Annotated in this window: 9 protein-coding genes; 3 read left to right on the top strand and 6 right to left on the bottom strand. The window is 33.0% G+C overall.

Annotated features, from left to right (window positions below; translation table 11 throughout):
- Window positions 1-10: 10 nt before the first annotated feature.
- From rfbC to DWW96_RS09930, 5 genes are all read right to left on the bottom strand, one after another.
- Entirely contained in the window at window positions 11-619 is a 609-nt protein-coding gene (rfbC, locus tag DWW96_RS09950; RefSeq protein ID WP_117910293.1) for a dTDP-4-dehydrorhamnose 3,5-epimerase, read from the bottom strand.
- A 208-nt stretch (window positions 620-827) separates the two neighbouring features.
- Window positions 828-1,724: a dTDP-4-dehydrorhamnose reductase gene (rfbD, locus tag DWW96_RS09945; protein WP_117910292.1), complete on the bottom strand. Its 897-nt coding sequence runs from the start codon at window positions 1,722-1,724 to the stop codon at window positions 828-830.
- A gap of 199 nt (window positions 1,725-1,923) precedes the next feature.
- Window positions 1,924-2,943 (bottom strand): dTDP-glucose 4,6-dehydratase, encoded by a 1,020-nt coding sequence (rfbB, locus tag DWW96_RS09940; protein ID WP_022088927.1) that lies wholly within the window; start codon window positions 2,941-2,943, stop codon window positions 1,924-1,926.
- Window positions 2,944-3,053: 110 nt separating this feature from the next.
- Window positions 3,054-3,950, bottom strand: coding sequence for a glucose-1-phosphate thymidylyltransferase RfbA (gene rfbA, locus DWW96_RS09935; RefSeq protein ID WP_117910291.1), 897 nt, complete (start codon window positions 3,948-3,950; stop codon window positions 3,054-3,056).
- 544 nt (window positions 3,951-4,494) lie between these two features.
- Complete coding sequence (locus tag DWW96_RS09930) at window positions 4,495-5,676, bottom strand: methyltransferase domain-containing protein (protein WP_117910290.1); 1,182 nt, start codon at window positions 5,674-5,676, stop codon at window positions 4,495-4,497.
- A 656-nt stretch (window positions 5,677-6,332) separates the two neighbouring features.
- On the opposite strand from DWW96_RS09930, the gene DWW96_RS09925 reads away from it, so the two are divergent.
- On the top strand, window positions 6,333-7,469 hold the full coding sequence (locus tag DWW96_RS09925) for a hypothetical protein (RefSeq protein ID WP_117910289.1): 1,137 nt from the start codon (window positions 6,333-6,335) through the stop codon (window positions 7,467-7,469).
- Between the two features lie 43 nt (window positions 7,470-7,512).
- Window positions 7,513-8,799 carry a glycosyltransferase gene (locus DWW96_RS09920; protein ID WP_117910288.1) on the top strand — a complete coding sequence of 429 codons (1,287 nt, stop codon included), beginning with the start codon at window positions 7,513-7,515 and terminating at the stop codon, window positions 8,797-8,799.
- A 222-nt stretch (window positions 8,800-9,021) separates the two neighbouring features.
- On the opposite strand, the gene DWW96_RS09915 is transcribed toward DWW96_RS09920, so the two are convergent.
- Entirely contained in the window at window positions 9,022-9,471 is a 450-nt protein-coding gene (locus DWW96_RS09915; RefSeq protein WP_022088922.1) for an Lrp/AsnC family transcriptional regulator, read from the bottom strand.
- A gap of 526 nt (window positions 9,472-9,997) precedes the next feature.
- Between DWW96_RS09915 and DWW96_RS09910 the strand changes: the two genes are divergently transcribed.
- On the top strand, window positions 9,998-12,025 hold the full coding sequence (locus DWW96_RS09910) for a sodium-translocating pyrophosphatase (RefSeq protein ID WP_117910287.1): 2,028 nt from the start codon (window positions 9,998-10,000) through the stop codon (window positions 12,023-12,025).
- Window positions 12,026-12,243 lie beyond the last annotated feature (218 nt).

The raw sequence follows: 12,243 nt of genomic DNA, 5'->3' as shown, positions 1-12,243 counted from the left end.
CATGTTTTTATTAGAATTTAAATGTATCGTTTAAGCCTACCCATAACTGATCTTTATCGCTAAGGTTGAGTGCTGTTCCGTCTTCTAACTTATAGCCTTCACCGCTTGCAGTTCCTTTATATTCGCCAACAAGCTGTGGCCATTTGATTCCAATTTCAGGATCATTCCAAGCAAGTCCACCTTCATCACCAGGATGATAGAAGTCTGTACATTTGTAGCAGAATTCAGCAAGGTCTGAAAGTACTAAGAAACCATGAGCAAATCCTTCTGGAATGTAGAACTGTTTCTTGTTTTCCTCAGTAAGTTCAACACCAAACCATTTTCCGTATGTTTCTGAATCACTTCTTAAGTCAACAGCTACATCAAATACGCTACCCTTTACAACTCTAACTAATTTGCCCTGTGGAAATTCTTTTTGGAAATGAAGACCACGGAGAACACCCTTAGTAGAACTTGACTGATTATCCTGTACAAATACCATGTCAAGTCCGGCTTCCTGCATATCTTTCTGGTTGTATGTTTCCATAAAATAGCCTCTTGCATCACCGTGTACTGTTGGTTCGATAACGCATAATCCTTTGATTCCACCTGCATTTTTTTCAACTTTAATCTGTCCCATTTTTGTTTACTCCTTATTTATAAAAAATTATAATAAATATCTAAATTTATATATTGTTTACGCAATTTAAATTGACCAATTGAAATTAAAGATAAAAAGATGAATTTGCAAATTTAAAAAATCTCAAGTTAAAAGAATCTTAAATTATACAAAAGTCCAAGTCATAGATAAGTCCAAATAATATTAAATTTATCTATTAATTCACCTTTTACAAACTTTCAATATCAAGTTCTTTTAAATATCTGCTAACAGCATCCTGCCATGTTGGAAGTGGAGTGAATCCATTTTCAACTAATTTGCTCTTGTCGAGACGGCTGTTAAATGGACGTTTTGCTTTTGAAACGCCGTATTCAGCAGTTGTGACAGGTGTAACAGTAATGTTTTTTTCACTGTATCTGTCATAACCCATTTCAGTAGCCTGCTTAAAAATTTCTTTTGTGAAATCCCACCAACTGATGTAACCACCTTCGTTTGTTGCGTGATAGTATCCATATTTGTCAGTTACAATCATAGATACTAATAATTTAGCAAGGTCAAATGTGTAAGTTGGAGTTCCTATCTGGTCTGAAACAACCTTTAACTGGTCATGATTCTTGCCAACTTTAAGCATTGTCTTGATAAAGTTATTTCCGTTTTTACCAAATACCCATGCGATTCTTACGATAAAATATTTGTCTAATGTATTTGCAACAGCTAATTCACCATCGAGTTTTGTCTGACCGTAAACGTTTTGAGGTGCATAGTCTTTGCAATCAGGCTGCCAAGGTTCTGTTCCTTCTCCGTTAAATACATAGTCAGTTGAAATATACATCATTTTTATATCAAGTTCCTTACAAACATCAGCGATATTCTGTGTTCCATTTACGTTTACAAGTTTAACTTTTTCCTGCTTATCTTCGTCTTCAGCAGCGTCAACGGCTGTCCATGCAGCACAGTGAATTACTGCGTCAGGATTAACTTCTTTGATGACTTTATCTACAGAAGCCTTGTCTGTGATATCCATTTCTTCGATATCAACACCAACTGCTTCAATATTTTTCTCTTTTAATTCATTTACTACGTCAAATCCTAATTGACCTTTAACTCCTGTTACGAGAACTTTCATATTTACTCCTTTTTGATATTGTAACAATGCCGGTGGTAAAAGGTTTAAGACCACATAAGCTTGCTTATAAGTGGGTAAAAGACCTTTTGCCCCGGGCATCTTGTGATTTTAAAATTACATATATTTTAGTGTACACCATTGAATTATGAAAAATCCTGTTTCCAGGGAAGAAAACAGGATTTTCATTTAGGCAGACATATTATCTGTTGCCATACATTTTTTCATAATAATTCTGATATTCTCCGGAAATGATAGTTTCCCACCATTCTTTGTTGTCAAGATACCACTGAATTGTCTTCTTGATACCATCAGCAAATTTTGTTTCAGGTAACCATCCAAGTTCGTTGTGAATCTTTGTTGGGTCGATAGCGTAACGCATATCGTGTCCCTTTCTATCAGCTACATATGTGATAAGGCTTTCTGGTTTGCCTAATTCTTTACAAATAATCTTAACGATATCGATGTTTGTCATTTCATTGTGACCACCAACATTGTAAACTTCACCAACTCTACCTTTGTGGATAATTAAGTCGATTGCACGGCAGTGATCTTCTACATATAACCAGTCACGAACGTTTTCGCCCTTGCCATATACTGGAAGTGGTTTGTCATTTAATGCATTAGCAATCATAAGTGGAATCAATTTCTCTGGGAAATGATATGGTCCGTAGTTATTTGAACATCTGCTGATTGTTACAGGAAGTCCATATGTTCTGTGATATGCTAATACTAATAAGTCAGCAGCAGCTTTTGATGAACTGTATGGGCTACTTGTGTGAATTGGTGTTTCTTCAGTGAAGAATAAGTCAGGTCTGTCAAGTGGTAAATCACCATAAACTTCATCAGTTGATACCTGATGATAACGCTTGATGCCGTATTTTCTACAAGCATCCATAAGAACTGCAGTTCCTAAAATATTTGTGTTTAAGAATACTTCAGGGTTTTCGATTGAACGGTCAACATGGCTTTCTGCAGCAAAGTTAACAACGATGTCCGGATGTTCTTCTTCAAATAATTTATATACAGCTTCTCTATCTGTGATGTCTTCTTTTACAAAACGGAAATTTGGATTATCCATAACTGGAGCAAGTGTTGAAAGATTTCCTGCGTATGTGAGGCAGTCAAGACAAATGATACGGTAGTCCGGATATGTGTTTAACATATGGAATACAAAGTTACTTCCGATAAATCCGGCACCGCCGGTTACGATAATGTTCATAATAATTCTCCTTAATTGTGTAAATTTTCTTTTTCTAATAACATGAATGTTATTGCTTAGGGAAATACCCTGTTTATCAAACTAAGTTTTCAAAGAAAACAAAGTTTTAATTAGTGAAGTACGTCCATGTATTTTTCATCAAGTACATCTTTTAAATACTGGCCATACTGATTTTTCTTTAATATTTCATAAACTTTAAGAACGTCTTCTTTTGAAATCCATCCGTTAAGGTAAGCGATTTCTTCAAGACATGCAATTTTTCTATGCTGATGTGTTTCAACAGTCTTAACAAAGTTAGTTGCTTCAACAAGACTTTCATGTGTTCCTGTATCTAACCAAGTGAATCCTTGTCCTAAAAGTTCAACATTTAATTCGTTGTTTTCTAAGTAGATTCTATTCAAATCAGTGATTTCTAATTCACCTCTAGCACTTGGCTTAAGGTTTTTAGCATATTCAACAACCTTATTATCATAGAAATAAAGACCTGTAACGCAGTAGTTACTCTTTGGCTGTGCAGGCTTTTCTTCTATAGAAATAGCCTTACCTTCTTTGTCAAATTCTACGATACCAAATCTTTCAGGATCGTCAACATAGTAACCAAATACTGTTGCACCTTTTCCACTTTCTGCATTTTCAACAGCAGCTTTTAAACGCTTCTTAAGTCCGTGACCTGCAAAAATGTTATCACCAAGAACCATGGCAACACAATCATCACCAATAAATTCTTCACCGATTACAAATGCCTGAGCAAGTCCGTCCGGGCTAGGCTGAACCTTATAAGAAAGGTTAACACCAAACTGATGTCCGTCGCCAAGTAATTCCTGGAAACGAGGAGTATCCTGTGGTGTAGAAATGATTAAAATATCACGAATGCCTGCATTCATTAAAACTGACATTGGATAATAAATCATAGGTTTGTCATAAATAGGAAGTAACTGTTTAGAAGTTACCATTGTGAGAGGGTAAAGACGTGTGCCTGAACCACCTGCTAAAATAATACCTTTCATAGTATATCTCCTTTGTTTAATCAAATTTTGCTTAAGTAGAATTTGATGATGATAAAATTATCGTAGCAATATCCGGTTGCACGATTTTTGCAACAATATTAGTTGATAAAATTTATCAATTCAACAATATTAGTTCGCACGATTTTAAATATCATAAAACATTCTACTTTGAAAGCAATAAAACTGTCTGACTCAAATGTTAAGTATATAATAAAAGGTGACGTAACGTCACCTTCAAGTATTTTTTTCAATTTTTTTGAAATTTAATAAAAAATTCATATTTAATTGCACTATTTTATGCAAATTTGATACATATGGTGCGATATTTTAGATTCTTGAAGCTATTATTTGCTAAGATTGTTCACTTATACCATAAGTAACAGTTATCTTTTACATTTTATTGAGTCTTATATCAGATTTCATAATTAAGGAAAAGAAATTTTATGCTTAGGGGTACAAAGTTGTACCCTTGTAAAACCTTAAGTTAACTTTAGGGTACAGAGTTGTACCCTAACTTATTTTTGTTTTTGCTAAATGCCATCATTTATTTCACGCAAACAAATATTCCGGCTTCTTTAGTGATATGGAAAGGTGTTTTTGTTCTCTGCTCGACAAAATCTTTGAATTCCTGATATTTGCTGAGAATATATTCATTCTGGTTTCCGTGACAGGACAAAATATATTCCATCAATGGCTCAGCCTGGTCAACCTCAAGGTAATCTTCGTAAGGCTTCATTTGAATAGAGTTAAAATGAAGTTTAAGAAAATCTTCACCATTATCAAGACCAAATTTTTCATAAAGTTTATTTGATGACAAATTTATACGGTTGTCAAAAGATTTGACAAGTTTGTCAATCTCACACATATGCTTATTTCCGTAAGTGCTACATATGAAACGACCGCCTTTCTTTAGAACTCTGTTGACTTCAGAGAGAGCAGTATCAATATTTTCACAGTAGAAAAGCACATGATTAGCAATTACAAGGTCAAATTCTTCATCTTTATATGGAATATTTTCGCAGTCAAATGTTCCAAAAGAAAATCGTGTGTCAGCAAGTCCGATAGCACGTCTGGTATCACGAATCATTCCCTGAGAAATATCAGAAAGATAAATGTTAATGTCAGAAGGTACTTTGTCCATATTTTGGGACCAAAGGGCTCCGCTTCCACAACCGATTTCTAAAACCTTCATGCACGGCTGAATGTTGTAATTGTCATAAAGCCAGTTAAACCAATGCTGCTCATTATGAGAGTATAAATTGTGCAAATTAATTCTTGCAGAAATATTAGAAGCATTCTGATACTGTGTTTTTATGGAATTTTCTGCATTTGTCAAATGAATAAGCTCTAACATCTGGCTCCAGTCAACATGATGTTCCTTTGTTAAGGCAGTTGTTGTGTCTTTAATCGCCTTCTCCACCATCTGCATTTGCTCGATTCTATCCTGAACAAGTTTAAGCTGCATATTCAATGAATTGAGAAGCATTTGCGAATTACTGTCGTCGATTGTGATTTCTCTGATGTCATCCAAAGAAAAACCAAGGTATTTGAGCAAAAGGATTTGCTGTAATCTAACCAAATCCTCATGAGAATAAAATCTTGCTCCGTAATCAGTAATATAAGTTGGTTTTAAAATATTCTGTTTATCGTAATAACGTATTGTTCTCACGGAAACATGTGCCATTTTGGCAAATTCCCCTGATGAATATAAATCATCTTTCTGCATAACAAAATCCTCTCGTTACCATATGTGTTATCAAAAATTTAATCTTGTGTAATCGTAACACAATTAGTAAAAAAACGCTATATTACACAGCAGTACAAAGCAAAATATACATCAAAATATAATTGGTAAAACGACATATTGCATAGCATTATAAAGCAAAATACACATCAAAATTTAATTAGTAAAAAAAACGCCATATTGTACAATGGTGCAACGTAAAAATTGTGCTTATTAATATTTGATATAATACCTTTAAAATAGTATAATTAAAGTATTATTTAACGTGTTAATTTTCTAAGTCTGTATTGAGAGTACAGATAGGAAAAATAAAATTTAAGGAAAGGATAAAATTATAAAAACGACCAAATGAATTATTTAGGTCAGATTACAAAATGAGATAAAATTATAGAAAAAATTTAGAAACGGATTAAAAAAATAAAAAGGATTAAAAAGAAAACTAAAGTAATATTAAATTTGAATTTAAGAACAAAATGAAAAACTAAAATATAAATTTATAGGAAAGACAAATAAAATAATTTTATGATTTGCAGTATGGCATAAAGTAACAAATTTATGACTGATAGTATGAAAATAACAAATACGGCAATTATGCAGGGAAAAATTACGGAAAATTTGTTGAAAAGAGGGATGTAGAGATGTTCGGGTATAAACAATTATTAAATTGTATATTTGCATCTGATGATGGAGGTGGAAGGTACCTCGTTTTTAATCAGAACGAAAATACATGGATTCTTCCGGCAGATAAATTGAAATTGGCGATTGAAATGTGTCAGCCTTATTCTAAGAAGGATCAGAAAAGAAGAGATTTAATTTTAACGGTAAAGGATGTTGGATTTGCGCTTCGCAAAATGGGAGTTGAGACAGTTAACTTATTGTTACAGCCACAGTTAAAAGAATATATAGACGGATTAGTTGGAACGGAAAATTATTATGTTGCAGCTTATATGGGAGATATTTCGTCTGAATTAAACCAAAAAGTTACGCTACAGATTTTTACGAATGAGAAGATATTGTGCTATTTGAGAATTTCTAATTCTTCTGAAGTTATTAATGTGATGAAGCACGAGATAGATATGATTGACTTTTTGCATGAAAAAGAAGTTGCAAACATTCCTGAAATAATAGATGCGTCTATTATTGGGGATTTGCATATTTTTGCACAAAAAAGCGAGAAGAAACTTTCAGAAAAAGTTAAACTTGAATTTGATGATAGGCATATGAAGTGTCTTAAAGACATTATGGACAAAACAAAGATATTATGTAAATATGAGGAGACAGATTTATATAGATTAATTCAGAAATTAAAATCCGAAATAAAGACAAAGTTCCCGAAAAATGAGGGAATGATATTACAGCATTCAATTAGAATTATAGAAAACCAGCTTAAAGAAACAGAGGATTATTATGCGGTTAGTCACGGTGATTTTTCGCCTTGGAACATTTATTATAATAGCAAAAAAGAAGTGTGCATGTATGACTTTGAGTATGCGCATTATGAGATGCCTGAATACGTAGATGCATTTCATTATTTAACCAAAATGTCTTTATACGGTTTGCAGAATGATGGCGACAAGACGATTGCCGTGTATGACAAATATAAAAAATTATTGTCACAGTACATAGATAAAGATACTGATTTTGTGTATTTATGTTATTTGATTGGCATAATCAGTTCTTATAGTACAAATGCGGCAGAAAAGTTTAGCATTTATGCATACAAATATTTAGATTGGATAGCAATTGTTTCTTATTTAAATAGTAGATTAGACTAATTGGGTTGAAAAATTAATTACAAATTATGAAAAGGAGAAAATAATGGGAGATAAGAATATTTTACTATTATTAGATAGGATGGAATTTTGTGCCCTAAATTCCACTGTATTAAGTTATGTCAAAAATATGGATAGGAATAAATTCCATTTTGATATATTAGTTGCAGCAAATCAATTAGGAAGTATGGAGAAGCAGTTTAGCAATGAAGGATGCAATGTATTTTGTTTATGTGCGAGTACTTCCGATAGAAAATTTAAAACTAAATTTGCAGAATTCATCCAGAAAAGAAATAAATACGATGTTGTACATTCTTTTTTGAAAAATGGAATGGTCGCTTTAGCTGTGGCAAAAGAAAATGAAATACCGGTAAGGATTATTAACTGTAGTGAAAATGACGTCGCTCATAATAGAAAAAATAATAAAAATGATGAAATCACACACATAGTCACAACAGGAAATAACAATCAATCGGATAATACAGCTGCATCCGGTAAAAAGAATGCTGATACGAATGAAATTAATTTGGATAATAATGGAAGTAAAAGTGTTAATCGGGAAATATCCGGAGTAGACCATGTTAACACAAATGCAGCAGTGACAAATGAAATCGATGAAGGTAATGAAGGCATAATGGTGCCGAATGAAAATAAAGAGGAAATTGTTTCTGTGAATAAGGCAGTTGATGTAATTGAATATGAGTTTAATTTAGATACTGCAAAAGAGTTTAGAAGTTCTCTTGGAATAGATGACAACCAGATTGTTTTTTTGCATATTGGAAATATAAGTGACCAATTTAATCAGGAATTTTCTATAGAAATATTTCGTGAATTAAGAGAAGTTAAAAATGCATGTCTTTTATTTATAGGTAATGAAGATAATAAGAAGGAAATAAATGAAATCAAATTCTTTAAAAAGTATGCTTCGAGATATGGATTTGAAGAAAGGTTGTATTTTCTTGGATCTATGGAAAACCTTGATAAAGCTTTATCGGCATCAGATATTATTCTGGCTCCATGGAAAAAGACAGCATTGTCAACAGCACTTTTGGCGGCACAGGCAAGTGGCGCTAAAATATTTGCATCAGATGTTTTAAGTGAAAAGATTAATGTTACGGATACAGTGCATTTTTTATCATTAAAAAAACCGGCACGTGCATGGGCGTGTGAGATTATGAATTTTATATTTAATGAAGATAAAAGAATTATAAGCACAAATAATCAGATAGAAAGCCGTAGGCATCTATCAGAGCATAATTGCAATATAATTTTAAGAAATGGATATGATATTATTGATAATCTAAAGAAGATAAATAGAATTTATGAACTATGAGACTAAAGTGGGATTTCTGAAATGTGTGATTAGAATAGGATCTCTGTAATTCGAGACTAAAGCAGGATTTCTGAAATGTAATTAAAAAATACGGCTGAATTTCAAAATAAAATTCAGCCGTATTTTTTGGAGATTCATAATAACTAAATCTCATATTACTATTAAAAAATCTAAAGCATCTAAGCTTTTATATTATCATTCTATAGCGATTAGTATTAAAAATTAGTCTGAAAGAGGAATTCCTCTGTGAGGTACAGATGTTGAGAAAACAATCTGAGTCTTTGTGCTTCCAAACTTCTGAAGTTCGCCGATAAAATGGTCAAGTTCTTCAGTGCTTTTAAACATTACTTCAATAAGCATTGCGTATTCTCCTGTTACGCAATTACATTCAATAACGTTATCACAGCTCTTTATGTATGGGTAGAAGTCTTTCTTCTGTCCCGGTTTTACTTCCAAATTAATAAATGCCTTAATATGATATCCTAATTCAGCAGGATTGATTATTGCATTGTAGCCTGTTATAATTCCGGCTTTCTCAAGACGTTCAATTCTTGCAGAAACTGCCGGGGATGAAAGAAACACCTGACTGGCTATTGCCTTAAGGGGGGTACGGGCATTTTCGTGAAGCAGTCTGATAATTTGTTCATCAATGTGATCAAGTTCATGTCTCATAGTAGTTCTCCTTTAATTTCATATTATTTTTCAGCCTGTTATTAATAAAGTTAAGTTTAAACTTTATTTTAACACAGATATTATAACACACACTTTATAAAAATTACAAAGGAAAATTTACTAAATAAAGAAAAAAGGAAGAAAAAGTTCATAAAAAAAGATCTAATAAAAAATAACTTAAAATAAAACAAATTGAAAAACTTTTTTAAGTAAAAATTTATGATGGAAATAAAACATATTTAATTAAGAAAGAAAACGTTCAAAAAAACTTTTGCACTTTTATTAGTGAAAAATTTATTGTGAAAAAATTAACAAAATACTTGATAAGTTTGAAATAAAATGATAATCTATTGAAATATTAATGGGGATTTGAAATAAAGTTTATTTTCTTAAATAAAAATTGCATATAAGTTAAATAAAACAAGTAAAAATACGATATAGTTAATTTTGTTAAATACTGGAAATGATAAACTTTATTAGCCTCAAAATTATTAAAAGAAAAATTGAAAACAGGAGGAAATTTGAAATGGAGAATTTGGTTTATTTAGCTCCAATAGCAGGTATTATTGCTTTAATTTTTGCAACATACAAAGCAGTAGTTATTGGAAAAGCTAAACCTGGAAATGAAAGAATGGTAGAAATTTCAGACGCCATTGCAGAAGGTGCTAAAGCATTTTTATATTCAGAATATAAGGTTTTAGTTATTTTTGCGGCAGTGCTTTTTATAGTTATTGGTTTTGGAGTTAGCTGGCTTACAGCCGTTTGTTTCTTAGTTGGAGCAGCTTTCTCAACTTTAGCAGGTTATTTTGGAATGACAGTTGCTACTAAGGCAAATGTTAGAACTGCAAATGCAGCTAAGGAAAGTGGTATGAATAAGGCTCTTTCAATTGCGTTCTCAGGTGGTGCAGTTATGGGCCTTTGTGTTGTAGGTCTTGGTATTGTAGGTCTTAGCGTTATTTTCATCGTACTTAATGCTACAACAGGAATTACTTCAGATTCAGTTAGTATTCTTACAGGATTTAGTTTAGGTGCTTCTTCAATCGCTCTTTTTGCAAGAGTTGGTGGTGGTATCTATACAAAGGCAGCAGACGTTGGTGCTGACCTTGTTGGTAAAGTTGAAGCAGGTATTCCTGAAGATGATCCAAGAAACCCGGCCGTTATCGCTGATAACGTAGGTGACAATGTAGGTGACGTTGCAGGTATGGGTGCTGACTTATTTGAAAGTTATGTTGGTGCTTTAGTTTCAGCAGTTACATTAGGTATTGTTACAACATTGGGAGACGCTACATCATTTATGACAGCTCTTTTCCCACTTGTTATTGCAGCAATCGGTATTCTTGCTTCTGTAATCGCAACTTTCTTTGTTAGAGGTAAAGAAGGGTCTGATCCTCAGAAGGCTTTAAATGCAGGTGAATATACAGCTACAGTTTTAGTAATTATTGCATCAGCAATTTTAAGCAAAGTTTTTTTCGGTGGATTTGATGCATTTATCGCAATTATTTCAGGTCTTATCGTTGGTACTATTATTGGTAAAGTTACAGAAATGTATACTTCAGAAAAATATAAGAGTGTTAAAGAAATCGCTGAAAGCTCTCAGACAGGTTCAGCAACAAATATTATCAGCGGTTTATCAGTTGGTATGAAATCAACATTTATTCCTATCATCATCGTTGCAATCGGTATTTTAGTTGCTTTCCATTTTGCTGGAATGTATGGTATCGCTCTTGCAGCAGTTGGTATGCTTTCAACAACAGGTATGACAATCGCAGTTGATGCTTATGGCCCAATCGCTGATAATGCAGGTGGTATTGCAGAAATGTCAGAACTTGATGAAAGTGTTAGAGATATTACAGATAAATTAGATGCAGTTGGTAACACAACAGCAGCAATTGGTAAAGGTTTTGCCATCGGTTCAGCAGCTCTTACAGCATTATCATTATTTGTTTCATTTGCTGAAACAGCAGGCATTACAAAAGAAGGAATCAACATCCTTGATGCTCCTGTAGTTGCAGGTTTATTCATCGGTGGCATGCTTCCATTTATGTTCTCTGCTTTAACAATGTCTTCAGTCGGTAAGGCAGCTAACAAGATGATTGAAGAAGTTCGTCGTCAGTTCAAAGAAAAACCGGGAATCCTTAAAGGAACAGAAAAACCTGACTACAAGACATGTGTTGGTATTTCAACACAGGCAGCTTTACATGAAATGATTATTCCTGGTGTTATGGCAGTAGTTGCTCCATTATTAATCGGATTCGTACTCGGTGTAGAAGCTCTTGGTGGTATGCTTGCAGGTGCACTTGTAAGTGGTGTTATGATGGCTATCTTCATGGCAAACGCAGGTGGTGCTTGGGATAACGCTAAGAAGTATATCGAAGGTGGTTTCGCAGGCGGAAAAGGAAGCGATGCTCATAAGGCAGCAGTTGTTGGTGATACAGTAGGTGATCCATTCAAGGATACATCAGGACCATCAATCAATATCTTAATCAAATTAATGACAATTGTTTCACTTGTATTTGCAGCAGTAATTGCTCAGTACGGCGGAATCTTATTCTAATTGAAGGTAATTAATAGAGTTAAACTGAAATTATGTCATAGACTAAATGACAGTTAATCGGATATCAGATAAAATATAAATAAATTAGGTTACAAACTATTATTAGTTTTAACAATACATTATTTTCTATAGGGAAAATCTTATAACTTTAGTATTACGAAAAAACAGAGGATGCGAGTTTATAACTTCGCATCCTCTGTTTTTTAGGGCTTAGACAT

The sequence above is a fragment of the Eubacterium sp. AF17-7 genome (assembly GCF_003461285.1).
Taxonomy (GTDB): domain Bacteria; phylum Bacillota; class Clostridia; order Lachnospirales; family Lachnospiraceae; genus Eubacterium_U; species Eubacterium_U album.
The sequence above is the reverse complement of the archived record's forward strand: the minus strand, read 5'-3'. Positions and strand labels throughout refer to the sequence as shown.